The 24,064-nt window shown below is 43.3% G+C and carries 30 protein-coding genes; 24 read left to right on the top strand and 6 right to left on the bottom strand.

Annotated elements, in window-relative coordinates; all coding sequences use genetic code 11:
• Window positions 1-94: 94 nt before the first annotated feature.
• The 7 genes from H2O73_RS12170 to H2O73_RS12135 all read left to right on the top strand — a co-directional run bounded on the left by H2O73_RS12170 (window position 95) and on the right by H2O73_RS12135 (window position 5,093).
• A complete protein-coding gene (locus H2O73_RS12170) occupies window positions 95-751 on the top strand; it encodes a hypothetical protein (protein ID WP_182109118.1) in 657 nt (218 codons plus the stop codon).
• Window positions 752-905: 154 nt separating this feature from the next.
• Complete coding sequence (locus H2O73_RS12165; protein ID WP_150878570.1) at window positions 906-1,451, top strand: GNAT family N-acetyltransferase; 546 nt, start codon at window positions 906-908, stop codon at window positions 1,449-1,451.
• Between the two features lie 152 nt (window positions 1,452-1,603).
• Window positions 1,604-2,356 (top strand): SDR family oxidoreductase, encoded by a 753-nt coding sequence (locus tag H2O73_RS12155; protein ID WP_182109117.1) that lies wholly within the window; start codon window positions 1,604-1,606, stop codon window positions 2,354-2,356.
• Window positions 2,357-2,498: 142 nt separating this feature from the next.
• Window positions 2,499-3,272 carry a phosphotransferase gene (locus tag H2O73_RS12150; protein WP_182109116.1) on the top strand — a complete coding sequence of 258 codons (774 nt, stop codon included), beginning with the start codon at window positions 2,499-2,501 and terminating at the stop codon, window positions 3,270-3,272.
• A 112-nt stretch (window positions 3,273-3,384) separates the two neighbouring features.
• Entirely contained in the window at window positions 3,385-3,789 is a 405-nt protein-coding gene (locus tag H2O73_RS12145) for a GFA family protein (protein ID WP_182109115.1), read from the top strand.
• Between the two features lie 133 nt (window positions 3,790-3,922).
• Entirely contained in the window at window positions 3,923-4,315 is a 393-nt protein-coding gene (locus tag H2O73_RS12140; RefSeq protein WP_182109114.1) for a GFA family protein, read from the top strand.
• Window positions 4,316-4,466: 151 nt separating this feature from the next.
• On the top strand, window positions 4,467-5,093 hold the full coding sequence (locus H2O73_RS12135; RefSeq protein WP_182109113.1) for a LysE family translocator: 627 nt from the start codon (window positions 4,467-4,469) through the stop codon (window positions 5,091-5,093).
• Window positions 5,094-5,235: 142 nt separating this feature from the next.
• On the opposite strand, the gene H2O73_RS12130 is transcribed toward H2O73_RS12135, so the two are convergent.
• Window positions 5,236-6,030, bottom strand: a complete 795-nt coding sequence (locus H2O73_RS12130) for a nucleotidyltransferase domain-containing protein (protein ID WP_182109112.1) — start codon at window positions 6,028-6,030, stop codon at window positions 5,236-5,238.
• A gap of 276 nt (window positions 6,031-6,306) precedes the next feature.
• Here H2O73_RS12130 and H2O73_RS12125 point away from each other — a divergent pair, with 276 nt between their 5' ends.
• The 6 genes from H2O73_RS12125 (at window position 6,307) to H2O73_RS12105 (ending at window position 8,826) form a co-directional block, all read left to right on the top strand.
• A complete protein-coding gene (locus tag H2O73_RS12125; protein ID WP_182109111.1) occupies window positions 6,307-6,807 on the top strand; it encodes an opioid growth factor receptor-related protein in 501 nt (166 codons plus the stop codon).
• Between the two features lie 88 nt (window positions 6,808-6,895).
• Window positions 6,896-7,270: a nuclear transport factor 2 family protein gene (locus H2O73_RS12120; RefSeq protein ID WP_182109110.1), complete on the top strand. Its 375-nt coding sequence runs from the start codon at window positions 6,896-6,898 to the stop codon at window positions 7,268-7,270.
• Window positions 7,271-7,283: 13 nt separating this feature from the next.
• On the top strand, window positions 7,284-7,508 hold the full coding sequence (locus tag H2O73_RS22125; protein WP_246335908.1) for a hypothetical protein: 225 nt from the start codon (window positions 7,284-7,286) through the stop codon (window positions 7,506-7,508).
• On the top strand, window positions 7,408-7,614 hold the full coding sequence (locus tag H2O73_RS22265; RefSeq protein ID WP_368737162.1) for a DDE-type integrase/transposase/recombinase: 207 nt from the start codon (window positions 7,408-7,410) through the stop codon (window positions 7,612-7,614). The genes H2O73_RS22125 and H2O73_RS22265 overlap by 101 nt, the downstream gene beginning before the upstream one ends.
• Window positions 7,615-7,708: 94 nt before the next feature.
• Window positions 7,709-8,179: a GNAT family N-acetyltransferase gene (locus tag H2O73_RS12110; RefSeq protein ID WP_246335914.1), complete on the top strand. Its 471-nt coding sequence runs from the start codon at window positions 7,709-7,711 to the stop codon at window positions 8,177-8,179.
• Window positions 8,180-8,340: 161 nt separating this feature from the next.
• Window positions 8,341-8,826, top strand: a complete 486-nt coding sequence (locus tag H2O73_RS12105) for a GNAT family N-acetyltransferase (RefSeq protein ID WP_182109107.1) — start codon at window positions 8,341-8,343, stop codon at window positions 8,824-8,826.
• Between the two features lie 50 nt (window positions 8,827-8,876).
• On the opposite strand, the gene H2O73_RS12100 is transcribed toward H2O73_RS12105, so the two are convergent.
• Window positions 8,877-9,269: a hypothetical protein gene (locus tag H2O73_RS12100; protein ID WP_182109130.1), complete on the bottom strand. Its 393-nt coding sequence runs from the start codon at window positions 9,267-9,269 to the stop codon at window positions 8,877-8,879.
• 226 nt (window positions 9,270-9,495) lie between these two features.
• On the opposite strand from H2O73_RS12100, the gene H2O73_RS12095 reads away from it, so the two are divergent.
• The gene (locus tag H2O73_RS12095) at window positions 9,496-10,206 is read left to right on the top strand and encodes a sulfite exporter TauE/SafE family protein (protein WP_368737161.1); all 711 of its coding nucleotides are present in this window, start codon (window positions 9,496-9,498) and stop codon (window positions 10,204-10,206) included.
• A 155-nt stretch (window positions 10,207-10,361) separates the two neighbouring features.
• Here the strand turns inward: H2O73_RS12095 and H2O73_RS12090 are convergent, their stop codons facing one another.
• Entirely contained in the window at window positions 10,362-10,520 is a 159-nt protein-coding gene (locus H2O73_RS12090; RefSeq protein WP_182109105.1) for a hypothetical protein, read from the bottom strand.
• A gap of 272 nt (window positions 10,521-10,792) precedes the next feature.
• Here H2O73_RS12090 and H2O73_RS12085 point away from each other — a divergent pair, with 272 nt between their 5' ends.
• The 5 genes from H2O73_RS12085 (at window position 10,793) to H2O73_RS12065 (ending at window position 13,954) form a co-directional block, all read left to right on the top strand.
• The gene (locus H2O73_RS12085; RefSeq protein WP_182109104.1) at window positions 10,793-11,083 is read left to right on the top strand and encodes a YkgJ family cysteine cluster protein; all 291 of its coding nucleotides are present in this window, start codon (window positions 10,793-10,795) and stop codon (window positions 11,081-11,083) included.
• 92 nt (window positions 11,084-11,175) lie between these two features.
• Window positions 11,176-11,514, top strand: coding sequence for a zinc ribbon domain-containing protein YjdM (locus H2O73_RS12080; RefSeq protein WP_182109103.1), 339 nt, complete (start codon window positions 11,176-11,178; stop codon window positions 11,512-11,514).
• Window positions 11,515-11,748: 234 nt separating this feature from the next.
• The gene (locus tag H2O73_RS12075; protein ID WP_182109102.1) at window positions 11,749-12,858 is read left to right on the top strand and encodes an NADH:flavin oxidoreductase; all 1,110 of its coding nucleotides are present in this window, start codon (window positions 11,749-11,751) and stop codon (window positions 12,856-12,858) included.
• Window positions 12,859-13,183: 325 nt separating this feature from the next.
• Window positions 13,184-13,423 (top strand): hypothetical protein, encoded by a 240-nt coding sequence (locus H2O73_RS12070; RefSeq protein WP_182109101.1) that lies wholly within the window; start codon window positions 13,184-13,186, stop codon window positions 13,421-13,423.
• 147 nt (window positions 13,424-13,570) lie between these two features.
• Window positions 13,571-13,954 carry a DUF2541 family protein gene (locus tag H2O73_RS12065; protein ID WP_182109100.1) on the top strand — a complete coding sequence of 128 codons (384 nt, stop codon included), beginning with the start codon at window positions 13,571-13,573 and terminating at the stop codon, window positions 13,952-13,954.
• A gap of 65 nt (window positions 13,955-14,019) precedes the next feature.
• Here H2O73_RS12065 and H2O73_RS12060 read toward each other — a convergent pair whose 3' ends face one another.
• From H2O73_RS12060 to H2O73_RS12050, 3 genes are all read right to left on the bottom strand, one after another.
• Entirely contained in the window at window positions 14,020-14,370 is a 351-nt protein-coding gene (locus H2O73_RS12060) for a rhodanese-like domain-containing protein (protein WP_182109099.1), read from the bottom strand.
• A 179-nt stretch (window positions 14,371-14,549) separates the two neighbouring features.
• A complete protein-coding gene (locus H2O73_RS12055) occupies window positions 14,550-14,975 on the bottom strand; it encodes a DUF3429 domain-containing protein (protein ID WP_182109098.1) in 426 nt (141 codons plus the stop codon).
• Window positions 14,976-15,119: 144 nt separating this feature from the next.
• On the bottom strand, window positions 15,120-16,028 hold the full coding sequence (locus tag H2O73_RS12050) for a glucosaminidase domain-containing protein (protein WP_182109097.1): 909 nt from the start codon (window positions 16,026-16,028) through the stop codon (window positions 15,120-15,122).
• Between the two features lie 529 nt (window positions 16,029-16,557).
• Here H2O73_RS12050 and H2O73_RS12045 point away from each other — a divergent pair.
• The 5 genes from H2O73_RS12045 (at window position 16,558) to H2O73_RS12025 (ending at window position 24,025) form a co-directional block, all read left to right on the top strand.
• Entirely contained in the window at window positions 16,558-17,766 is a 1,209-nt protein-coding gene (locus H2O73_RS12045) for a NupC/NupG family nucleoside CNT transporter (RefSeq protein ID WP_182109096.1), read from the top strand.
• Between the two features lie 310 nt (window positions 17,767-18,076).
• A complete protein-coding gene (locus tag H2O73_RS12040; protein WP_182109095.1) occupies window positions 18,077-19,723 on the top strand; it encodes a sensor histidine kinase in 1,647 nt (548 codons plus the stop codon).
• A complete protein-coding gene (locus H2O73_RS12035) occupies window positions 19,707-21,071 on the top strand; it encodes a sigma-54-dependent transcriptional regulator (RefSeq protein WP_220457573.1) in 1,365 nt (454 codons plus the stop codon). The genes H2O73_RS12040 and H2O73_RS12035 overlap by 17 nt, the downstream gene beginning before the upstream one ends.
• Window positions 21,068-22,312 carry an ABC transporter substrate-binding protein gene (locus H2O73_RS12030; RefSeq protein WP_182109094.1) on the top strand — a complete coding sequence of 415 codons (1,245 nt, stop codon included), beginning with the start codon at window positions 21,068-21,070 and terminating at the stop codon, window positions 22,310-22,312. The genes H2O73_RS12035 and H2O73_RS12030 overlap by 4 nt, the downstream gene beginning before the upstream one ends.
• Window positions 22,313-22,654: 342 nt before the next feature.
• Entirely contained in the window at window positions 22,655-24,025 is a 1,371-nt protein-coding gene (locus tag H2O73_RS12025) for a permease family protein (protein WP_182109093.1), read from the top strand.
• The last annotated feature ends 39 nt before the right edge of the window (window positions 24,026-24,064 follow it).

Here is a 24,064-nt window from a genome sequence, read left to right as displayed (position 1 = left end):
CAGCGTTGGGGTATGTCAGCCCAGTTGAGTACGAAAGTATGTAGTTATGTACTGTCTACTTTTTGAGGGGTACACCAGTTTAGCGAGAGGATAGATGAAAGAAAACAAGTATGCTCAAAAATTAAAAAGATTGGATAATCAAGCATATATACGTCGATGCATGTGGAATGACTTAGATGAGCGAATTTCTCAGCGGTTCGCAAGTTTTAAAGCAAGGTCAGCTCCCGTTTTTGGCGAAACTTATCTTTCATTTTTAAAAGAGCGCCCTAAATATAAGAACTCACCTTTGTTGGCTCATCAGTTTCACAACGCGACTTATATAAAGTTTGGAAGTCGTCGGCTTGGAATTGCAAATATTCCTGACGAAAGTCAGTCAAGTTTGGTGCTTAGAACAGAGCACAATGCTCAACTTTTTTATACCCAAGGTTCTATCGGAGATGTTCTAGTAGTTCTGTCCCCCTATGTTTCAGAAGTATATAAAGTTGAGGAAAGTGAGATAGTTATTGCAAGGTATAAACAGCCGTCGGATATATCTAGCAAAGATATTGGAAAACATTTAAGAGTATTTGAAAAATACGCGTTTGCTACTAGCCACTCATCTGCAGGTCTATTTCGCCCGTACGTTTATCGTAGATGGCTTCAATATCAAGACTTTAGGTATAAGGACAATAATAGAAAACATATAGTATTAGCTAGTGAAAGAATTTTGTTGTTTGTATTAGCTGCTGCAGGTGTATGGCTTGCGGCATAAACATAACAAAGCATTTAAGGCGGATTCCCAACGCATGGCGTTTTCGGCTTACTTCGATTTAAGTGTTTATGTCACAATGGTTTAGGTAAGGTGGTTGGCGTTGCTCACCACTTAACGCGGCGTTATGCGCAATCGATGGACTACGGAGTATTAGATGGAAGTAGTAGAAGCGGAAAAATCGGATTTAGATTCATTCTTTGCGTATCTTGAAAATCAGCTGTCTGAAAATGGTAATGGAGAAGTTCCTCTTTTCCAGCCAATGTCCAGAGAGCAAAGTGAAATTCCAGAAGCAACAAAAGATAAGTTTATCCAAGGCTTTTCCCATCACTTTGGCGATTTAGGTTGGAGAAAGCTCTGGGTTGTAAAAGACACCTCTGGAAGTATCAAAGGTCACATTGATCTTCGCCACCACGGTGATGATAGCCGTTCTCATCGAGTTCTACTTGGTATGGGCGTAGATGTTTCCTGCAGGAAGCAAGGTATTGGTCAACGACTCATTGATGCGGTTATAAATTTCTGCCAAGAAAAAGCCGAAATTGACTGGCTTGATCTTTGTGTACTATCAGAGAATTTCCCAGCAAAGAACCTCTACCTAAAAGCAGGGTTCGATGTTGTTGGAGAGTTCAAAGATCAATATAGAATCGACGGTTTGTCAGTCTCGGAAACAGCAATGACAAAGTACGTCAAAAATTACGCATAACAAACTGTTCAAGAGGGATTCGCAACGCGTGGCATTTTCACTATGCGTTGGTTTTAGTGTTTAAGGTGGTATGCGGCGGCTTCAGTATTGCGTTGCTCACCCCTTAACGCGGCGTTATGTATTACTTCAAATTCATCATATTGGGATAGTTTATGGCAAATTCAAAGGTAGTCTTAGTTACTGGTGGTAGCCGTGGAATTGGTGCTGCGACTACAAAGTTATTCGCATCGAAAGGCTATTCTGTCTGCATAAACTACAAATCTAATTATCTCGCTGCAGAACAACTGGCATCAGAAATTACTTCAAATGGCGGTAAGTGTATTACTGCCCAAGCTGATGTTTCTAACGAAGTTGCAGTTGTACGACTGTTTGAACGTATTGATCGTGAATTAGGTCAAGTGTCTATATTAGTTAATAATGCAGGGATCCTACGTAAACAATGTCGGCTAGAAGAAATGACAGCCGACAGGATCAATGCAATTTTAACAAATAATGTTACGAGCTATTTTTTATGTAGTCGTGAAGCTGTAAAACGTATGTCTACCCGGCATGGCGGAAATGGTGGTGTAATTGTAAATGTCTCATCTGGTGCATCTCGCTCTGGCTCCCCAAATGAGTACATTGATTATGCTGCCTCAAAAGGTGCAATCGACACTTTAACTAAGGGATTATCCTTAGAGGTCGCTTCTGAGGGGATTAGGGTAAATTGTGTTCGTCCTGGGCTAATTTACACAGATATGCACTCTGACGGAGGAGAGCCGGAGAGGGTCGAAAGGCTTAAAGGTATCATTCCCCTTCAACGAGGTGGTACGGCAGAAGAGGTAGCAGAAGCAATCTATTGGTTATCATCTGAAAAGTCTTCGTTTTCGACAGGAAACTACTTAGATTTGGCAGGCGGCTTATAAGACATAACAATCTGCTTAAGAGTGATTCGTAACGCGTGGCATTTTTACTATGCGGTGGCTTATGGTGGTTAAGGCGCTGTGCGGTAGCTTTTGTATTGCGTTACTCACACCTTAATGCAGCGTTAGTTGCAAATGGAGAATCATGGAAGAATTATCAGGTGGAAGAGAGTCTTCAATATTCCGAGATGGCGATGTTGTTTATCGACCAATTCAGCCTTGGAGCATTACGATTCATCGGTTACTAGAACACTTAAAAGAGTCTGGATTCAACGAAGCACCTCAGTTTCTCGGTGTTGAGGGTGAGCAAGAGAAGTTAAGTTTTGTAACTGGTGACACATTCAATTACCCGCTGACAGGTGCTATCGCTACACAAGAGGCTTTGGTGTCAGCCGCTAAATTGCTGAGAAAGCTTCACGACTCAACTGCAACATTCGTTAGTCATATTGAACCTAATCACTTGCCTTGGATGTTAGAACCTCGAGAGCCATTTGAGGTCATATGTCATGGAGACTTTGCACCCTATAATGTAGCTCTCACCGGTAATATTGTGAATGGCGTATTTGACTTCGATACCTCGCATCCAGCACCAAGGATTTGGGATTTAGCATATTCACTTTATTGCTGGGCTCCGTTTAAAACGGACAGTGTCGATAGGCTAGGTTCGATTGAGGATCAAACTAAAAGAGCTAAGGTATTCTGCGACAATTATGGTGCTTCGTTGGGTCAGCGGGAACAACTCGCAGATTATATGGTTATACGCCTAAACGCACTAGTCAGCTTTATGCGCCAAGAGGCAGCCAATGGCAGCGAACAATTTTCTGAGAACATCGAGCACGGTCATCTTCAATCTTATCTCGATGATATAAAATACATTATCGATAATAAGCAAAAAATTCAGCGCGCGTTGTGCAACTAACAAAGCGTTATAAGACGGATTCTCAACGCTTGGCAATTTCAGCTTAGGTTGGCTTTAGTGCTGAATGTCGCAAGGTTTAAGATTGGGTGGTACGGCAGCATAAGGAGGTGTTATGACGATTACTGGTGAGTGTTTCTGTGGCGAAATCAAGTACAAGGTTGACGGTGGTCTCCATGATGCCCGTTCTTGTCATTGCTCTCGATGTCGTAAAGCATTTAGCTCACAGGCTTCAGCATATGCTCTTGTTAAAGAGGGAGAGTTTGAATGGGTATGTGGGGAAGAACTGCTAACCTCATATATCGGTGAGCATGGTTTTGGACTTCAGTTTTGCTCCAAGTGCGGTTCCACATTAGTTGGCGTACACAAGGGGCATGTTCACGGTGTTACGTTAGGCTGCATAAACGGTGACCCTCAAATACAGCTCAGTCGCCATATATACGTTGACTCTAAGGCTTCGTGGGAATTAATCGCTGATGGGGTACCTCAGTTCGATGGTGCGCCTCCAGAAAATGGATAACAAGCATTTAAGATGGGTTCTCAATGCATGGCATTTTCGACTTACTTCAGTTTAAGTGTTTATGTCACAATGGTTTAGGTAGGGTGGTAGCGTTGCTCACCACTTAATGTGGCGTTAGCTGCTTGGAGGAACTATGAACTATCAGGGTGGTTGTTTATGCGGTGGAGTGTCAATAGAAATCACTGGACCGATCAAGCATGTGATGCATTGCCATTGTAAAATGTGCCAAAAGGCTCATGGCTCATCATTTGCATCTTTCGGCTTAGTCTCTGATGAAGATTTTAAAATAACTGGAACAACGAATATTCGCACATACAAATCGTCGAAGAATGTCTCGCGCACATTTTGCGGTGTTTGTAGCTCCAATATCGAATGGATAGACAGTAGTGAGTTCAACGAAGGTTATCGTTCGTTTGCTCTTGGTTTGCTGGATACAGAGTTTGTACCTGATAGTGAAGAGCACATTTTTGTATCGACTGAAGTTAAATGGGGACGAAGTTGTGCGCGTCTCGAAAAACACAGCTAACAAAGCATTTAAGACGGATTCCCAACGCATGGCGCTCTCGGCTTACTTCGGTTTAAGTGTTTATGTCACAATGGGTTCGGTTGGGTGGTTGGCGTTGCTCACCACTTAACGCGGCGCTATGCCGCAAGACGTTTAACATGGAGGAAAGGAAATGGACTTAAATTCACTATTCTTATTTGTTGTCGCTTGTTTAGCTATCAATATGATACCTGGACCGGACGTAATCTACATTGTTTCGAATACAATGAAAGGCAAAATGGCAAGCGGAATGAAGGCTGCAATTGGGTTGGGTGTTGGTTACTTTGTACATACATTAGCTGCTTGTTTAGGCTTATCCGCAATAATCCTAAGCTCTGCGTTAGCGTTTAGTGTAGTGAAATGGTTGGGTGCAGCCTACCTGGTATATTTGGGAATTCAGTCTCTACTTTCTATGTGGCGCGGAGGCAGCAAAATTGTTGTTCACGAAAGCACTGAAACCAATAAAAATGTATTTGTACAAGGGGTCATTGTTAGCGTATTAAATCCGAAGGTGGCACTATTCTTCCTCTCATTTTTACCTCAATTTATCGATACTTCGACTGGTTCGGCATCAATGCAACTATTAATGCTTGGGTTACTGTTTAGCGCTTTAGCTACAGTGTGTAACATTTTATATGCCTCAGTAGGAAGTTGGGTTTTTAGTCGACCAAACTCACAGCGTTATTCTCGAGTACTTGAGGGCGTCTCTGGAGTTCTACTTATTGGGTTGGCAGGCAAAGTCGCGTTCAGTGAGCGCTAGTGGCATATCAAAGCATATAAGACAAATTCGCAACACTTGGCATTCTCAGTTCAAATTGAGAGGTGATTTATGGCTAAACATCGAACTCCAGTGTACACCGAAGCGTTTTGCATAAAGGGGCAATAGGCTGCCCCTTCGAGTTTTAAAGTCGAGTTTCATCCTCAAGGTACTGAATGCACAATTTTTGTGCTTCAACGTTCCTTTGAATATCTTCGTGCTCTCTTAGCGTTAAGTAGAGTCTAATACACTGTTTAAATGCGATTATCAGTTCTGATTTTGTCGGTTTTGCTACTGTGAGTTCAAGCTTTTTGCTGAATTCGGGTAAACGAGTTTCGATTTTTCGTACTCCTGAAGGAGTCAGGTTAGCCTGTTTTAGTGCAAGCGGTGAGAGTACGACGGTACGAAGAAAGGATAAAAATTCAAGCGCTTCGAAATACTCGCCTCGAGCGATTTTAGTGGCAGCGTAATGCGTCCAAATCCAAAAACGGTCTTCAATCCATTGTGGCTCAGGCTGGGGATATTGAGGTACCTTAGTTTTAAATGTATCAGAGAGCAAAGTACCTTGCTCCCAAAGTACTTTTGTATCATCAACCCGAATTGCGGCATCTGGAAGGGACACAAACTTAAAATCAACATGGATAGCGTCAGGAGCGTAGAGTGCAATGACCAAACGCGGCTCTCCAACATGTTCTCCGGTAAAGGCTGCGACCTTTCCTTCAATACTCTCGATAATAGTAAAACGTTCACTCATCACCGCTTCAAATTGCTCAGGTTTAACTGCAATAACTAAATCTAGATCGCTGTATTTATCTAATGTATCTGTTGCGTATGAACCACTTGCACCTATACCAACAATTCTTGGATCTAGTTGTAGTTTCTGAACAATTTTGTCTAAAAGCTGCTTATGAGTTTGTGGGAGAGTTTTAGGGTATTTCATATTTTACCTTAGTATCTAACGTTTAGTTAAAACTACGCAGTGGGTAGTTAGTGCGGTAAAATCAACGCAGCATTACAGTGTCGTTTGAAATCAAATTAGATGCAACAAAATTTGGCATAGCAAACCACTCAAGGCAGACTTGTCTCGTATGGAATATGTGCTTGACGGAAAATTCAGTGATTAAAGTGGTCTGTGATGGTATTGGTATTGCGTTGGTTTAACCTTTCGTTGCGCGTTGGCGCGCAAATAGAAAAACTATAATTAGCAGGGTTTAAAATGAGTGAGATTGCTCTCTTCATATCTGGTGAAGTCCCAGATAAATTTGGTCGTCGTATTGATCAGTTGCTAGGTTACAACCACTTTTGGTTGGAGCATGACCATAAGTACATTCAAGTTCTTTTCCCAGTAGATGAGGGGACTAAGTTCAATCAACACGCTCCACTCGTCACTCAAGAAGACAGAGCGCTATTTTCCAACTCAAGAGAACTTCGTGAAGCTCATCTGCAAGCGCTTGATGTTATGCTCGAGTTTTGGGGAATGCAGCGAAATGGAAATGAAATCACGTCGGTATTGCCGTTGACACCGGTGAATCACGTATGGCTTAAACATAGTGACCACAATCAACTTAGGTTGACGAGAGCAATTCGTAGTTTGTATTTATTGGGCAATGAGCAGATTGCTAGCAACTTATGCGACTTTTTAACCGCTGCAGCCAATGAAACAGATACGGTATCTGAGAAAACTGTCCAATATTGGCGCAATGCATTAAAGGGGTGAGAGTGTTCTGTAGACTCACCTTAGTATCAAATTGAGCTTAGGGTTATCATAGTCAGAGGTCGCGTTATTCGAAATAGGAGAGGTAAGTATGGGGTTCGAACTAGTACAGGAAGTTATCAATGCTGAACATCGATTAAAAGCCTCGATGATTGGTTCTGATATTGCGGCATTAGATTCACTGCTTGCTGATAATTTGGTGTTCATAAATCATTTTGGACATAGAGTTTCTAAACAAGATGATTTAGCGCTTCATCAATCAGGCTTGTTGTCTATTTCCTCAATTGAATTGAGTGATCTACAGATCGAGCCCCATGGGAATTCTGTTTTGGTTTACGTAAATGCAGACATTGTAGGAACATACAATGGTGCTGACGCCAGTGGACGCTTCGTCTTTTCGAGAGTTTGGCTTAAAGAATATGGCAAAATTCAAGTGGTATCCGCTCATTCAACTATGTTGCTATAGTAAATCGACCAAGATGGATTCCCAACACATGGTGTTTTCTGAACTCCGTAGAGACTTTGAAGCCGATAACCGGATTCAGAAGTGGCTCACGACATTAGTATGTCTTGATGAGCCAGTGCCTCTTCTTCGTCACAGCAATGGACCGACACTCAAGACCCATCATCGGTTGGTTGTTGGATACAACGATGACGATTCAGCTCATTACAGATGTTTTAAAAATGGCGTTCAAGTCGCCTAGGGCGCCGAAGGGCGTCATAATCCACTCAGATCGTTGTGTACAATACCGAGCATATAAACATCAAGACTTAAGGCCCGGGCATAGAGGTATACCAAGCATGAGCTGAAAAGGTAACTGAGTACGAAAGAATGCAGTTATTTAGCGTCTACTCTTTGTGGGGAAACCAACGACTCAATTATCACGGAGGATATGTGAATACAATGGAAATTAGAGAAGCAAAAGTGGAAGATGCGCAAACAATTCTTAAATTTATTAATGAATTAGCGACATATGAAAAACTTGAAAGTGAAGTTAAAGCAAGCGTAAGGGACATTGAAATAAGCCTCTTTTCTCCAGAATCTAGCGCGAGTGCTGTGATATGTGAGGTGAACAACGAACCCATTGGCTTTGCTGTGTATTTTTATAACTATTCAACTTGGTTAGGTAAAAATGGTCTATATCTAGAAGACCTATATGTGTCTTTAGAGTATAGAAATATTGGGGCTGGTAAGGCTATCCTCAAATACTTGGCTAAGTTGGCTGTAGCAAAAAATTGTGGTCGTTTTGAATGGTGCGTGCTGGATTGGAATGAACCAGCGATTGAGTTCTACAAATCAATTGGGGCTAGACCTCAAGACGAGTGGATTATTTATAGGCTTACGGGAGATGCGCTTGAAGCATTTGCCAACTAGAAATATCGTATAGCAAAGCATATAAGAGTGATGCTATACGTTTGATATTTTATCTCCGTGTGGGTTTTATATTTACAGTACAATGGATTAGATCAGGTGCTGGTGTTGCTCACCACTTAACCCAGTGTTAGATGGGTACACCAGCTCTCAGGAGAAATTTGATGATAAGGGAAATCACAAAATCAGACTTTGAGTCGTTCTGGCGGACGTTCTCTACGGTTATTCAGGCTCAAGAAACCTATGCATTTGAACCCAATATGACGCTAGAACAGGCATTTAATCTATGGTGTGAAACACCGCTAAAAGCTTATGTTTTTGTTGAAAATAACGTAGTTCTTGGTACTTATTATATTAAGCCGAATGCGATGGGACCAAGTAGCCATATTTGCAATTGTGGTTACATGGTTTCAAATGAAGCCAGAGGTAAAGGCATTGCTCGTCTTATGTGTGAGCATTCGCAAGAGAAAGCCATTGAATTTGGCTTTGACGCAATGCAATTTAACAGTGTGGTATCGGCTAATGAAGTCGCTGTTAGACTTTGGGAAAAGCTCGGATTTTCAATCATAGGCACGATCCCTAAGGCTTATAAACACGCTCAATTGGGGCTTGTTGATAGTTACATTATGTATAAATGGTTACGAACTTAGCATCAAGCTTGTAGTGCATACTTTTGTTGTGTGCGCTTGTTAAGTGGTGGCTATCGGTAGTTTTCTGGCAATAGGGAATGACCATTTTTGTCCGCCAAATAGCTCAATGCGTCAATCGCTCGAATTGGCGTTAGTAAATTGTCATTCGTGCAACTGTCTAACTCAAATGCCACATAGATATTGTTTGATTCAACCTTTAGAAATAGGTTTCCATGAGGAGCTCTATCTTGAGTAAGGGAAAAAACGCCAATGCCAAGAAAATGCGAGCTATTTATACTACCGGTGGCGTAAATATCGCATTTCAATTTGTGGGCTAGAGTTAGAAAATCGAGAAGTAAGTTAATCTGCTCGTCAGAAACGTAATCTAGTGCATTTATATGCGGCTCTTTACAGAAACGCTCTAAATAGCTAATCATATGGTCAATGTCGTTGTTAAATGGCATCTTTTGGCGCTCATGTTGTAAGGTTTGAGATTGTATATTAGACATTGCATCATCACAAAGTATTCAAGGCTGATTCTGTCGTTGCTCTGTTTAGTGGGAGCATTGCTTGCCACTCAGTCCTGAGTCTACAGTTCTATGCATCCTGCTCAAATGACGGCGTAGCTTCATAAGTGAATGGGAGAGTCCTTCATAAAATAAGGGCGATAGCACTACGGAGGGTGCGAGCATCGAGTATTTACTTGGCTTTATTACATTTATCACATCGATGATTGCCGGTGTATTTGGGTTTGGCGGAGGGATGCTGCTCATTGCTATTCTGCCCGCGTTCTTGAGCCCAAGTTTAATTATCCCCGCACATGGTATAGCGCAGTTGGCGAGTAATTCATCTCGTATGCTGTTTTCTCTAAATTATGTGAAATGGAAGCTGCTACCAAAGTTTCTAATTGGTTCTATCGTAGGCTCACTGCTCGTCGTTAGTGTGTTGTCTTATATCCCCGTTGATTATATTCCGCTCGCAATTGGGGTATATATCCTACTTAACCTCTGGAATTCAACATTCTCAACCGCAGTTAGCAAATATGAAAGCTACTATTTACTGGGCTTTTTACAAACAGGTCTAGGGCTTGTTGTTGGGGCAACTGGTCCGTTAGTTCTGGCGGTATTAACGAAGCAGCTCAAATGCAAAGATGAAATCATTGCCACCAGTTCGATGTTTATGAGTATTAGCCACCTAGCGAAAATACCCGTTTATCTTACGGTTACAACCAGCTTATTCTCAAATATGGCGCTGATCATATATATGATTTTGGGGGCAGTTTTGGGATCGTTTGTTGGAACAAAGCTTCGATTGGCGGCAAACAATGGGAAAATTATTAATGCAATTAAATGGTTGGTGACCTTGCTAGCGATACGTATGGTGGTGCTGGCGATATTATAGTGTGACTGAATTGATTGCTATGCGGTATGTTTTCTAGCGATATTGTAAGGCGTGACTAGCAGAAGAAGTGAGTATGGTTAAGAAAGCGATTCAGGCGATACTCTCTAAATTACTCTTAGGGAGTATCGCTTGTTTTCAAATCCGTGAAAGGCTGGTTACAAAACCCAAGATAGGGTTAGTAACAAAGCTACTGCTGACGTTGCTAGGAACATCATCGCAAGTGTTGCGATTTCGGCTAGTGTAGAAGTTGAAGATTCTTTTTCTACTTTAGTAGCTTTTGCAGTGTCCAATGTTGATAGAAGTGCTGAGTTCATTTCTCTACCTATGTAATTACATTTCAAAAGACAGAGCGAATTCTACTCTTAATGTGACTTTGGTCAAATATTTTGAGTAATTTAATTACGAAAAAAAATAATGCAGAGAGATTACTTTATCTAATTAATCATGGGGATAGAAACCAAGCTCTAACAACGAGTTGCAGAGTTAAACTGAGCCGAAGTGTTTCCCATGGGATGCAAAGTAAATTTCTCGGCGAGTTCTGCCAAGATTGAGGTATCATGAGCAATTGAGTCAATTGTAGATATACATGAATATACCAATTAAGAACGAAACTAACGAAGAAGTGGCTTGTTCAAACTGCAAGGCTTGCTGTTGCCGCTTAGAAGTTATGATTATTTCAGATACAGGGGTTCCTGAGGAACACATCGCCATTGATAAATGGGGTGGGGAGACCATGTTGAGATTAGATGATGGTTGGTGTTCAGCATTAGATCGTGAAACCTACATGTGTACAATCTACGAGAATAGACCTTGGATTTGTCGTGAGTTTGAAACCGGAACTTATGAATGTATCGATGAACGGGTTAAATATCTTTAGTTCGAGTGGTGATCTACGCACGCTCATAAGTGCGATTATTTCGATATACTCGACCACTCTAATAGAAATAGTTAACTGAAAGAAATAGTAATATGTCATTTCCTCCTTGCGAAAATTGCCACTCAGAATTTGTCTACCAAGATCAAAACAACCTTATCTGCCCAGAATGTGCTCATGAATGGAACCCCAATGAAATTGGTGACGACGCTGAGACGTTAGCGATAAAAGATGCGAACGGAACTCTTTTGGAAGAAGGTGACAAAGTCACCCTAGCGAAAGATCTTAAAGTGAAGGGTAGCTCTTTGGTGCTAAAAATCGGCACAAAAGCCGTAGTAAGACGAATTGTTGAAGGTAAAGATCACCAATTAGATTGCAAAGTTGATGGCGCAGGTGAAATGATGGTCACCGCCAAGTTCGTAAAAAAAGCCTAGGTATTTGTATTATCGAGTAATGAACTGAATTGAAACAGGGCAGAGTATTTTGATAAATACCTATAACTTAATCTAGATTAAGGTTTTTTCACTATTCGAGCGTATTATTCAAACGCTCTGCTTATGGTTAATAGAACAGAAAAGAGAGCAGCTATATATTGTTTATGGCTGCTCTCTTTTTTGTTCTCCATTCGTTGATGGGCAGTACAAATAATTGAAATTTGAGGATGAGATTTGAGCGCTTTATTTTCAGCAAGCCGTATTGGCAACATGACATTAAAAAACCGCTTCGTACGAAGTGCCACCTGGGAAAATATGGCAACGGAAGATGGCCATATGACTGAGCGCCTTTACGATATCTATGAAGAGCTCGCTAAAGGTGAAGTGGGTTTAATCGTGACGGGTTATGCCAATATTGTAGAAGAAGAAAAGCCTAATGCAGGCATGATGGGTATGTACAACGACTCATTTATTGCCGAATATCAAAAGCTAACGGAGCTGGTGCATCAATACGATTCAAAAATAGTGATGCAACTAGCGTACGGCGGTACAAAAACCACCTATAACGTCGGCGAAAGAGTGATTTTTGCACCGAGTGACATTGCCGAAAGAGGCACAAAAACACTCGGTAAAGCAATGACGAAGGAAGAGATTGACTACATTGTTAACGCCTTTGCCCTTGCAAGTAAAAGAGCACAACAGTCTGGTTTTGATGGCGTTGAAATCCATGCTGCGCATACTTACCTGATCAACCAGTTTTTAAGCCCATATTACAACCAACGTGAAGATGAATATGGCGGCTGTTTAGAAAACCGTATGCGTTTCTTGTTAGAAATTTATGCCGAGATCAGAAAGCTTGTGGGTAATGATTTCCCAATTTTAGTTAAGTTGACGGCTTCTGAGTTTTTTGATGGCGGACTAACATTTGAAGAGACCCGCTTGATTTGTAAAAAGCTGGAATCGGTTGGTGTGGATGCCATTATTATCTCAGGCAATATTCACGGTAATGCGAGCGGTTTAGTCGGCGAATCGTTTGATGGCTATACTCTGCAACAAGAAGGCTATTTCCATGAATATGGTGATGTGATCAGCCAAGATGTTGCCGTGCCTATTATTACGGTTGGTGGTTTGAGTGATATTGCAGCCATTGAAAAGATCGCACATGAGACCAACATTCAATATTTCGCGTTATCCCGACCATTACTTGCTGAACCAATGCTGGTTAAGCGTTGGTTGGAAGAAAATAGAACGCCTGTGGATTGTGAGCGATGCTCTAAGTGCCGAACTAAGCGTGGTAATTTCTGTGTGGTTTACGGCAAAAAGAAGCGAGCAGTTGCCGCGTAAGCTCAGTTAATAAAGGTCATTCAACAATGTAAATTATGCGTTTAATGACAGTTTGCTAAAAAGCCTCATTCGAGGCTTTTTCTATTTATATTGCGCGGCTTCATCAGTAAGTTAATGCCGAAAAGCTGTGATAACCCCAATCGAGCTCAGGCATAGCAATGTAGACATCCATCCATTATCTGGGCTGTTTTTAAGCTTAAAAGCGATCAGTCGACATAATTATGAGTGTTCAAATCCAATTATTAGCACAGTGGATGTCGGTAAATAGAAATGAAGAAGTCCCTTATTTACTATATTCAAAGATAATCACGTTGATGAGGCAGATATGGATTACAAATTTTTCACCAAAGACAAAGAGTTTACCTACCTTGAAATGGGCTCTTCTACTTACCAACAAGAGTCACAGCAGTTGATTGAGCAGGGCTTTATAGAGCAATCTTTGATTGTTAGCGCAGACTCGCCTGAAAAAGCACAAGCAATGTTTAAGGATGAACACCAAGGCTTTTTTAAGAAGTTGAATATGCTACTCGGTCCATTCATTACCTCTGGCTATCATCGCTCTTAAATTAATACCGCAGAGCCTCGGTGGCTTGAATTGAAAGCGCACTGTCAGCGCAATGCTAGATTTGCTGCGGCAGAGGAAAAAAAGCTAACACTCTCTGCACTAAATACATAGAATGCGCGCCGATTTATTAATAATGATTAGATTGTAATGAGCAAAAAATCTTTAATTGTAGGCGCAGCAATTAGCGCGCTTATGTTTGTGTCGAACGTGCAGGCAGATGACAAGTTTACCTTGGGGCGTACGCTATTGTTGGAACATGGCAAACATGCTGCCAAAATTCCGCTACTCGTTTGTAGAAACACCAACGCGATTCAAATTAAAGCGGAGAAAGGGCTAAAGCTGCGCAAAGCTGTGGTTAAGTTCCAAAACGGTGAGAGCAAAACGATTAACTTTTATCGTGACTTTGACAAAGATGAGCATAGTTCATGGCGTTATTTTGGTAAGCGTCGTTGCGTGAAAAGTATCAATGTATACGGTAATTCTGAAAGCTCAAAAGCGGGCGTAAGAGTGTACGGTAAAGAGAAAAACTAATTTTATTTAATGAGTAGAGATAGCGTGTGAAAATGGGTTATCTCTACTCAGTTTGGCTCAAATTTCTATTTGGCTTTTAACATTTCCTCAAGCCCACCACCATTATGAACTTGGGTGAATCCTTGCTCTACTAAGAAGTTGTAAGCGATGCCCGAACGGTTACCACTTTTACAATAAACAACGATAGGGTGTGTTTTATCTACTTTCGCAAAGTGACGGTCTAACTCGGCTAATGGAAAGTTAACGGCATTTTCTAGGTGACCAGAGGCATACTCTTGTGGCGTTCTCACGTCAACAATCATCGCACCTTGTTCAATTTTTTGCCAACCTTGCACTGCTCGTTGGGAAGCATGAGCGGATATAGATATAAAGCTCAAACACAATGACACGATTAGCAGGTGAAAAATCTTCTTCATAACTCTTCCGTGATTAAATTGTCAGTAAACAAAGTATACCAAGGGTATGAGAAAGGGGATGAATATATTTTCCGGTTTGGTGATAAAGCTAACGTCACTTTTGTCAGAATTTAAGGGTAGATTGACTTTGATTATTTCCCTGCAAAAACAAAGGTTAATCTCTCGATAATGCGGAATTGCTAACCAAAAGCGGGGCTCCCAATGATCAAGGTGAGCAGTAAACAGTGCCCCGAAACCGCCCCAATCGTTAACGCTTTTCTCACTTTGTAATAGCGAATATTGGATTTGTTTCGTTCACAGACAAAGTTCATTAAATGCGCCAGCGTTAAGCCAATTAAAGCACCAACCATTCTCACCTCAGCGATCAAAGCAAACGCAAAAACACAAAGAGTAATGCCATTGGTCACCAGTAACATGTAGGGTTTCGCAGAGGGTTTCTCAACTTCTCTTCCCCACAATGTGCCAGCCATAAAGGCGGCAATACAAACACTGTACATGGTATAAATTTGCACTAAGTGCGTCGGAGTCACGAGGTTTGGCGTCAACAAGCCAAGCGGTAAAACTAGAAAAGGAAGTAGCCCCAAATAACTCAGTTTAATAATCATCCATTTACCTACGCAGTGCAGAGCCATAGGATCAAGTATGGATGATGAAAACGATTTATCTATCCACAACTGGGATAAGTCGATTTGGGGCGATGGATTGGTCAGAAACTACCAGGCTGAACATTAAGGCAATAGAGACATATATTAATGCTCAAAACGCACTCGAATCGCTTTTTCTTGACTGAAAGTGACATGATCAAAGTCATCAAGTTGATGGTGCTTGATCAATGCGCGCAAATTATCGACGTACGCTTCTCCACGCGTAGAGTAATGGCTCAGCGCTTGCACCAGTTGATGACCATTTAGGTTGTTCTGTGCACGAAGCTGACTTCTTAGTTCCCAAAGCTCTTTATAGGCACGGGTTGTGTTGAGGTTGTGAATGTAACTCGCTGTGCCTGAATATAGGTTATCAAAAGCGGCAACTTTGACATGACCGCCAGGCGTGGTGAGGTATTTGCCACCATGTGCGGGTAGGTGTTCACCATATAAACTATTGCCAGCTACGGCGAAATGGCTGGTTCCCCAACCACTTTCATCAATGCCTTGAGCTAACACCATACCGATTGGAATGATATCAACATGAAGTAACAGTTGTTGGATGTCGTTTGATTTCACATCATATGACTTCATTAGAGCGGTGACCCATTGTTGTTCTTCGTCTGACCAGTTTGTTGTTGGTTGCTGTGATAGAGAGATCAACTTGGTTCTTACTTCTAAAATTTGGTCATTAACGGCTTTGATAGTTGGCAACAATAAGCGAACAAAACCGGACGTTTTTTGTTGCACTGGCAGAGAGTTCAAATCATTTGGCAGGTTTTCAATGAAGTAATGTGGTAGCTGGTCATCGGTTTTAACCTTGTTTAACTGGTAGTCATTTTTCTCGAACTGTTCAATGAGCTCTTTTGCCGAACTAAGGGTATTGACCGTAATATTTGGGTAGGGTTGGGTAATACGCTCTGGAGATGCTGGCAGAGGTGTACGCGCAAAAGCAGTCGATGCGATGATAATTGCGCAGCAAGTGAGTGCTGTTTGAAATGGTTTGAACAAGGACATAATGGTGTTCCTTTAATAACGATTCGTCTGTTTGAGTTTACTGCGGTGTCGCTAACATTCCCTCAGTTAAGCAAGCATACGCTACTTCGATAAGGGGAGTCGCTAGATCATACAATAATGATGTCATTCGTGACTGATTACCGTGCCCATTGCGGTAAATTTCATCACTTTTGTGGCGCAATGCTAACGGAGTACAGTGAAATTTTAGTTAATTTGCAAAGTGGCTGATTTTTAACAAAAGTGATCATTGTCACATACTGAAAGTGCCAGTATACTCCGCGCCCGGTAAGATTCGACACCGTTAAAATGCACCGTTATGGCGTGTGATGAATACTTAACCAGCTTTCAAGCGGCTGCAATATGGATACTTGCCCCAAGGAACAGGGCCCAGCGTAACTGTGAGCGTTTACGGGCCTTAAATTAGCTTCGGGTAAGACAGCATTTTGCACACTATCGCAATGCTGCCTATGCCTGTGTGCGTCTGATTTTTGACCCGCCCAAATACAGATACATAAGCAAGGTAACATTCATGCAAATCATCTACAGCTTGGCCGGTATATTGGTCTTATTGGCGTGCGCGTATGCGCTTTCAGATAGCCGTCGCAACATTAATTGGCGGACTGTTATTGGGGCTTTCTCTCTTCAGGCAGGTTTTGCTGCCCTTGTGCTCTATTTTCCACTAGGTCAGTCATTATTGGGTTCCATTAGTACGGCTGTATCCGGATTACTCTCGTTTGCTGATGAAGGTATTGGCTTCGTCTTCGGTGAGCTGGCAACAGGAAGCTTTATCTTTGCTATCCGAGTACTTCCTCTCATCATTTTCCTTTCTGCTATCATCTCTTTACTTTATTACCTTGGTGTTATGCAAAAGCTAATCACTGTTATCGGTGGTGGTATAGCCCGATTATTAGGCACTTCCCAAGTAGAATCATTAGCGGCAACGAGTAATATTTTTCTTTCCATGTGCGAAGCCTCGTTGGTTGTTCGCCCGTTTTTGCCCAACATGACTCGATCGGAGCTCTTTGCGGTGATGGTGGGGGGGATGGCTTCTGTTGCGGGCTCGGTACTAGGCGGTTATGCCGCATTGGGGATAGAACTCAAGTACTTGATTGCAGCGAGCTTTATGGCTGCTCCCGGTGGTCTACTGATGGCGAAGATACTGGTTCCTGAGCGAGAAGAATCCGCCAACCAAGGCGCTATTCAGCTAGAGAAAAGCAGCGACTCAAACGTGATTGACGCATTAGCGTCAGGTGCTATGAATGGTGTGAAAGTCGCCGTTGCGGTTGGTACCATGTTGATTGCTTTTGTCAGTGTGATCGCAATGATAAACGCCGGTTTTGAAACTGTAGGCCATTGGTTTGGTATTGAAAATCTAACATTGCAGTGGATTTTTGGTTACTTGTTTGCGCCATTGGCACTTTTCGCGGGGATTCCGATCAATGAAGTGCTCAGCGCGGGCGCGTTAATTGGTCAGAAAACAATTCTCAATGAATTTGTCGCTTTTCTAGATTTTGTTAAGGTTAAAGAGACCTTGTCTGAACACAGTCAGGTAATCATTACCTTTGCTTTGTGTGGTTTTGCTAATATTGGCTCGATAGCAATTCAATTAGGCTCGATTAACGCGATGGCGCCAGAGCGTCGCCAAGAAGTGGCAACACTTGGATTTCGTGCGGTGATTGCTGCCACACTGGCTAACATGATGAGCGCAGCATTAGCGGGTTTGTTTATCGCTCTATAGTTTGCTCATCTTCAAATAGTTTGCTCATCTTCAATTGGTATAAGAGCCCACGATTTGTGGGCTTTTTTCTTCCTATCTCAATCGTTTCTACCTGCCTCTGTTCAATCTTAATCCTTATCCCTCAACCCTAAGCCCTTAGACGTAAGTCGTGTTACGACGTTATTTACAATCTGCTAATGTATAACCAGTTCTGCTCTAGACATCACTAAATCACAGTGATTCATCGGTTTACCTTGCTGGACAACACATGGCTTACGACAGTAGACAATCAATAAAATTTTGGAAAAACAGCCTAGTTAGGCGCTTTTTCTTGCTGTCTCTTTTAGTGGCGAGTCTGCCTTTGGCTGTGACGGTATTTGTCTACGACAGAATGACCGCTGGGTTAGTGTCAGAGATGGCAACCGAGCGTGCGCAGCAAAACCTTTTGCAAATCAAAAATAGTATCTATCACTTTAGTCGCCAGCATATTCACGCGCTTGAAGCGATATCTGAATTACCTGAGATCCCACGACTATTTCAAACTCAAAATAGCTTGGCTTATTCTTCTCAAACCCTAAGTTTGATTCACTTTGATATTGATCGACCAGAAATATATGGCGCACTGTTTTTTGATCCGAATTGGCGTTTGGTCAACGCATTGCCTGGTCAAAGTGCGAGTGGCTATCCGTATTGGGGGCAAGGCAGTTTTGATATTTCTGCATTAGCGAAAGCCCCCTTTGGCACCGCAATGCTTATCGGTCCAACCCCAGCAGTACCGGGGCATTCTGCTTGGTATTTGATGGCACTGCCCGTTTATCAAGCAGAGAATGAGAAGCAGCCGCTAGGCTATGTCGCTTTTCAGTTGCGCTTGGCGAGTTTAACTCAATACCTTTCTAATGCTCATTCAAACAATACTCTGCTATGCCCGAGCTTCAATCAATCTTGCTTTGATGTTCTGGCAAGGACGACCAGCACGCCGTCCAATGTAGGTGAGACACAGACTTTGCTGGGAGATTGGCATTTGGTCAATATTACTCAGGAGACACCATTGTTGGCGCGGGGGCAAGAAAGGTTATTGGTTCTGCTTATGGCGGTTCTGGTGCTCTGCTTAGTTTCGATGTTTTTCTATTTTTTGGTTAAGCGAGTCAGGCGCAGAGTCTTCCCACTGATTGACGCCGCAAATGCCGTTTCTGTGGGGGATTGGAGTACTAGATTACCAGTGCAGGGTAATGATGAAATTTCGTTATTAGCGCGTTCGTTTAATCGTATGACGGGTCACTTGGACTCGTTACTTCTTGCCCGTGGTGAGGCGGAGCGAAAAGCGGTTTGGGGCGAGTTTGCCACGGGGATTGCTCATGAGATTCGTAACCCATTAGCAACGATTAAAGTGTGTGTGCAATCCCTATCAGAAGGCAAAGCGGAAGACCGAGAACTACAACAATTGATGGTGGGCGAAATTGACCGTATCAATCAATTGATCTCTGGACTGCTGGAATATGCCCGCCCACCGGATCCTGAAACCCAGCATGTGCCATTGAATAACGTGATTAAGCGCCTCGCTTGTTTGATATCACCAATGGCGAAAGAGCGTGGAATCCAGCTTCAAGTAGAGTGCGACACAACCTTGTGCATCGAAGCGGACGAAAATCAAATCCAACAGATTTTAATGAATTTATTGCTCAATGCGCTTGATGCCTCGCAACCGGGGAGCGAGATCCATTTGAGTGTCGAATTAACGAAAGAGGCCGCTATGCTGGTGGTCAGTGACCAAGGATGTGGCATGGATGAAAAACAGATCGCCACCATTAGCCAACCATTTTATACAACCAAAACAACAGGAACCGGTCTTGGGCTCTCTGTTTCACAGCGTCTTGCTGAAATGAATAATGCCAGATTGGAATTTCACAGCCAGCCCAGAAAGGGGACTCAGGCAGTGCTGAGGTTTGAAAGGGAGTTTCTTTGTGAACCAAGTAGCTAATCATTCTCTTGCTCAATTAACGCCAACCTTGTTGATTATAGATGACGAAGTGGCACTGACACGCTCGCTGCAAATTGCCTTGCGTGACCCAAATTATCAGGTGGCGGTTGCGCACAACGCACAAGAAGGGCTAGCAAAAGCGAATGCGCTTCGCCCACAAGCGATACTGCTTGATCTGCGATTACCTGATGGTGATGACTTAAAGCCACTGCAGCGATTGAATGCAATGCTACCCGATAGCGCCGTGTTGATGATGTCTGCTCATGGTGATATTAAAACCGCTGTGGAGGCGGTGAAGCAAGGTGCAAAAGATTTCATCACCAAACCTTTTGATATTAATGCGCTTAAGACACAGTTATCTCAATATCTGCTCGCTCAACCGCTAAAGCAAGAGGGGTTAATCGGGCAAACCCCTGCGATGGAAAAGTTGCGTAGTGAACTGGCGTTGGTCGCCAAAAGTCAGGCAAAAACGGTGTTGCTTCTGGGAGAATCTGGTACAGGTAAAACCGCAGTCGCAGCGGAAATTCACCGTCAGAGCGCACTGGCAAATCAAGGGTTTGTTGAGGTTAATTGCGCCGCTCTGCCAGAGAATCTACTCGAATCGGAACTGTTTGGGGTAGAGAAGGGCGCGTTTACTGGCGCAAATAAGTCTCGTAGCGGTCTTATTCATGCCGCAGATGGCGGTACACTGTTTTTAGATGAAGTCGGCGAATTGACCATGGCGCTGCAAGCGAAATTGCTCTCTTTTCTAGAGAGTCAGCGCTATCGACCTGTCGGTTCAACAAAGGAAAAACAAGCCAATGTGCGTGTTATTGCGGCGACTAATCGTAACCTCGCAAGTGCGGTGGAACAAGGGCGTTTTCGCGCCGATCTTTACTATCGTTTAAACGTGATGCCATTAACGTTACCTTCGCTTGAAGAAAGAGCGGCAGATATTCCGTTGTTACTTGCTCACTTTGCACAACAGTTTAGCTATGATGCCGCTCCTATTCATTTTCAGCTTCAAACACAACAGCTACTGGCGGGTTATCGTTGGCCGGGGAATATACGCGAGTTAAAAAATCTGGTTGAACGTTTATCGGTTCTTTATGGCGGTGATGAGATCAGCGTTGGCATGTTACCGGTAGAGTTTTGTGAAGGTGGAAAGACTCAGCAGAGCTGTGATTTGACGGGTGCAGAAAGTGAGCCATTGGAGCATTTATCTAGCCGCTTAGCAGATGAAGAAAAGCGGGTGATTGTGGGTGCGCTGCAAGAGAGTGGTGGGCACAAAGGTAACGCTGCGAAGTTATTGAACATCTCCCGCCATGCATTGAAAAGGCGGCTGCAAAAGCTGGGTATCGAGGTATGAATCGACTCTTTGTTTGGTGTAGCGCTTGCTGGGCAAGCCTACTATTTTGTTCCGTGGTTCAAGCCGAAATCGTCCTTGGCGTAAGTAAGCAAGAAGCGGATCTGGAAGTAGGCTGTATGTATCCGCTGACTGGCGCGTCTGCTCTTTGGGGCAATGATGCCGTGGTGGCACTTGAGATGGCGCTGGATGAAATCCATGCTTTGCCAGCCTCGCCGAAAATGCGAGTGTATGTTGCCGATACCATGGGCAAGCAGTTTCGCTCACGCGAGATCGCGCTGAACTTGGTTAGCCGAGGTGTCGATGTACTGTGTGGAGTGGTCAATTCCAACATTGCATTAGAAGTGACTCAATTGGCGAAAAAGCACCAATTGTTGTTTCTTGGTGCGGGACATAGCACGGCGAGGTTAACTGAAGACGAGCGGCACCCTTGGTATTTTCACCTCAATAACGATGCCTCACAATCCAGTGATGCGGGGGCAAGGTATCTGCGTGATGTGAAAGCGCAGCTTGATTGGAAAACGATCTCTTATATTGGTCCTGATTACGAATATGGTCACCAGATTTGGCAAACGATGATGGCGAGTTTGAAACGCCATCAAGTTGAGTATCAGATCAAAGATGAATTCTATAGTTTGCTCGGGCAAACCGACTATCGTCTTTATATTGATGCACTCTTAGCTGACCCGCCAGATGTACTGGTAAGCGGGCATTGGACGCGAGATTTAGTCAGTTTTTTAGAGCAAGCATCAGTAGCAGGGTTGCTCGATAAAACGGTTTTCGTCAATTTCGACACGGGTGGCGGATACTTTGTGCTTTCACGTCTTGGCGATACGCTGCCTGAAGGGGTGGTTCTCTCCGGACGGTCTCATGTTAATTGGCCGACAACTACTCGAAATCGCAACTATATCAATGAGTTTTTTAATCGAACTCAGCGTTTTCCTACTTTTATCGCCCAAGATGCTTACACCGTGGTAAAAGTGTTAGACGCGGCTTGGCAGCAAGCGCAACCGCAAAACCTGGTTGGGCTGCGTAACGCACTGCCCGGGCTTGAGGTCGCATTGCCAGAAGACCCTGAGGGTTTTCATTCTTATATTGATGCGGCTACTCACAAGATCATGCAATATCAGGCGATAGGGACAACCCAGCAAGCTGATGGCTTTAGACCTGCAACACGCATGTTGGGGGAGTGGCAAGTTTATCCTCCTACGCAGAACCTCAGGCAGCACGTTTTGGCGAAATAATGTTTTTCAATGAATGAGCGGTTGAGCGCAAACCGCTCAACACAATGAGCGTTCGCCGCTCAACTCTGCATCCAAAATGGTCTTTGACACTTCTCTATTTGTCTTTTGTTAACATTAAGTAACTGGTCGTATCAGTTGTTTGATGATGCCTTGCTGGATAAATAGCTCTGTATTTTCATTGTGATAGCTTTGTTTCTCTCGAGGGTGTTTTTACTATATTCGTTGAGTGCATCTATCTATGGAAACAAAATTTTAACATTGGCATTAAGGTTGCTCTGTTTATTAGGAATAACAACAAATAGCTCAATATTAGTTAATCCCTAACAAACAACAGGAGTATGCATGTCAGTCATTAAACGCTCTCATGGAATGGAGCAACCATACTGGCCGGCTGGCCCTTTTAAAATTCGCTTGCCGTTTATTCATTACCGCTGGGAAATGGCGGAAACCATCCAAGGTATGATCATGTTTGTTGTCGGTATGGCAATGATCCCCCTATTGGAAAAATACCTTGGGCTTCCCTATGACGTTGCGCTGGCTTACGTTGTGGTGTGTGGTATTGGCTTTATGCTGCCAAACCTTTTAGGCGTACCCATGGTACCCGGCTGGATCACTCCCGCGATACCGGTGGTATTACTCTTTCTAGGTCAATTTGAACCGGGACCAGAGGCGATTCGTGCGCTGGTGGGGCTGCAACTCATCGTTACTGCTATCTTCTTCATTCTTGGTATTACCCGTTTAGGCAGTAAGCTGGTTGATCTGTTCCCTGACTCAATTAAAGCAGGCATTCTCATTGGCGCGGGTATCGCCGCTCTGACTGGTGAGATCAGCGAAGGTGGTCGATTAGCGAATACACCAGTATCACTGATTATCGGCTTTCTTGTGACAGCCTACGTACTGTTTTCTCTAAACTTTCGTGATTACGTAAACAGCCATAAATGGGCGAAAATTATTGCGGGTTACGGCATGGTTCCGGGCACATTAGTTGCGATGGGTGTGGGTTGGGCGGTTAATGAGTACCCGTTACCGAATATTGAGTTTGGTTTGTCTACACCTGCGTTTGGCGAGATGATCAACTACTTACCATTTACTGTTGGCTTGCCAAGCTTGGAGATGTTGTGGCTGGCTATTCCAACCGCATTGATTGCTTACGTAATTGCCTTTGGTGACATCATCGTCGGTAAAAGTCTGCTCGACCGTGTTGACCACCTTCGCCCTGATGAAGTTATCGAAGTCAATGTAGACCGTGTTCACCTAGTGACGGCGCTGCGTAACCTTATTCACTCATTCTTCGCACCGTACCCTGGTCTTGCAGGACCGTTGTTTACGGGCGCGATGGCAACGATCGCCGAGCGTTACCGTCATGGTCGTGGCGCGATGGATAGTATCTACAGTGGTGCCGGTGTTTTCTGGATTGTTGGTTTTATTGCGCTGTTCGCTCTGCCTCTAATCACACTATTTAAGCCAGTTCTACCTATCGCTCTTTCTATCACTTTGCTTATCACCGGTTACCTATGTATTTCCGTCGGTGTTGAGCAGGTTCGTAATGCCACTCAAATGGGTGTTGCAGGCACCATGGGTGTAGTACTGGCGGTGTATGGCGCAGGTTACGGATTACTAGCCGGTGTTGCTCTTTATTTTCTTATTGAATATCGCCGTAAAAATGCAGAGCCGCAAGAAGTCGAAGAGCCAATAGAAGTGCTCGAGGATTGAACCAGTAAGTAATAGTGACGCTCGGCTTTTGCCGGGCGA

Source organism: Vibrio marinisediminis (assembly GCF_014050145.1).
GTDB lineage: Bacteria > Pseudomonadota > Gammaproteobacteria > Enterobacterales > Vibrionaceae > Vibrio > Vibrio marinisediminis.
Note: the sequence above shows the minus strand (reverse complement) of the source record. Positions and strands in the feature narration are given on the sequence as shown.

Bases quoted from the DNA above. Each gene is read 5' to 3' on its own strand.
- H2O73_RS12155 (WP_182109117.1), top strand. From the start codon at position 1,604: ATGGCAAATTCAAAGGTAGTCTTAGTTACTGGTGGTAGCCGTGGAATT.
- H2O73_RS12135 (WP_182109113.1), top strand. From the start codon at position 4,467: ATGGACTTAAATTCACTATTCTTATTTGTTGTCGCTTGTTTAGCTATC.
- H2O73_RS12080 (WP_182109103.1), top strand. From the start codon at position 11,176: ATGTCATTTCCTCCTTGCGAAAATTGCCACTCAGAATTTGTCTACCAA.
- H2O73_RS12090 (WP_182109105.1), bottom strand. From the start codon at position 10,520: ATGAACTCAGCACTTCTATCAACATTGGACACTGCAAAAGCTACTAAA.
- H2O73_RS12110 (WP_246335914.1), top strand. From the start codon at position 7,709: ATGGAAATTAGAGAAGCAAAAGTGGAAGATGCGCAAACAATTCTTAAA.
- H2O73_RS12125 (WP_182109111.1), top strand. From the start codon at position 6,307: ATGAGTGAGATTGCTCTCTTCATATCTGGTGAAGTCCCAGATAAATTT.
- H2O73_RS12070 (WP_182109101.1), top strand. From the start codon at position 13,184: ATGGATTACAAATTTTTCACCAAAGACAAAGAGTTTACCTACCTTGAA.
- H2O73_RS12100 (WP_182109130.1), bottom strand. From the start codon at position 9,269: ATGCCATTTAACAACGACATTGACCATATGATTAGCTATTTAGAGCGT.
- H2O73_RS12120 (WP_182109110.1), top strand. From the start codon at position 6,896: ATGGGGTTCGAACTAGTACAGGAAGTTATCAATGCTGAACATCGATTA.
- H2O73_RS12050 (WP_182109097.1), bottom strand. From the start codon at position 16,028: ATGTCCTTGTTCAAACCATTTCAAACAGCACTCACTTGCTGCGCAATT.
- H2O73_RS12165 (WP_150878570.1), top strand. From the start codon at position 906: ATGGAAGTAGTAGAAGCGGAAAAATCGGATTTAGATTCATTCTTTGCG.
- H2O73_RS12170 (WP_182109118.1), top strand. From the start codon at position 95: ATGAAAGAAAACAAGTATGCTCAAAAATTAAAAAGATTGGATAATCAA.
- H2O73_RS12025 (WP_182109093.1), top strand. From the start codon at position 22,655: ATGTCAGTCATTAAACGCTCTCATGGAATGGAGCAACCATACTGGCCG.
- H2O73_RS12105 (WP_182109107.1), top strand. From the start codon at position 8,341: ATGATAAGGGAAATCACAAAATCAGACTTTGAGTCGTTCTGGCGGACG.
- H2O73_RS12045 (WP_182109096.1), top strand. From the start codon at position 16,558: ATGCAAATCATCTACAGCTTGGCCGGTATATTGGTCTTATTGGCGTGC.
- H2O73_RS12140 (WP_182109114.1), top strand. From the start codon at position 3,923: ATGAACTATCAGGGTGGTTGTTTATGCGGTGGAGTGTCAATAGAAATC.
- H2O73_RS12150 (WP_182109116.1), top strand. From the start codon at position 2,499: ATGGAAGAATTATCAGGTGGAAGAGAGTCTTCAATATTCCGAGATGGC.
- H2O73_RS12085 (WP_182109104.1), top strand. From the start codon at position 10,793: ATGAATATACCAATTAAGAACGAAACTAACGAAGAAGTGGCTTGTTCA.
- H2O73_RS12055 (WP_182109098.1), bottom strand. From the start codon at position 14,975: ATGATTATTAAACTGAGTTATTTGGGGCTACTTCCTTTTCTAGTTTTA.
- H2O73_RS12130 (WP_182109112.1), bottom strand. From the start codon at position 6,030: ATGAAATACCCTAAAACTCTCCCACAAACTCATAAGCAGCTTTTAGAC.
- H2O73_RS22125 (WP_246335908.1), top strand. From the start codon at position 7,284: ATGGATTCCCAACACATGGTGTTTTCTGAACTCCGTAGAGACTTTGAA.
- H2O73_RS22265 (WP_368737162.1), top strand. From the start codon at position 7,408: ATGGACCGACACTCAAGACCCATCATCGGTTGGTTGTTGGATACAACG.
- H2O73_RS12065 (WP_182109100.1), top strand. From the start codon at position 13,571: ATGAGCAAAAAATCTTTAATTGTAGGCGCAGCAATTAGCGCGCTTATG.
- H2O73_RS12060 (WP_182109099.1), bottom strand. From the start codon at position 14,370: ATGAAGAAGATTTTTCACCTGCTAATCGTGTCATTGTGTTTGAGCTTT.
- H2O73_RS12145 (WP_182109115.1), top strand. From the start codon at position 3,385: ATGACGATTACTGGTGAGTGTTTCTGTGGCGAAATCAAGTACAAGGTT.
- H2O73_RS12030 (WP_182109094.1), top strand. From the start codon at position 21,068: ATGAATCGACTCTTTGTTTGGTGTAGCGCTTGCTGGGCAAGCCTACTA.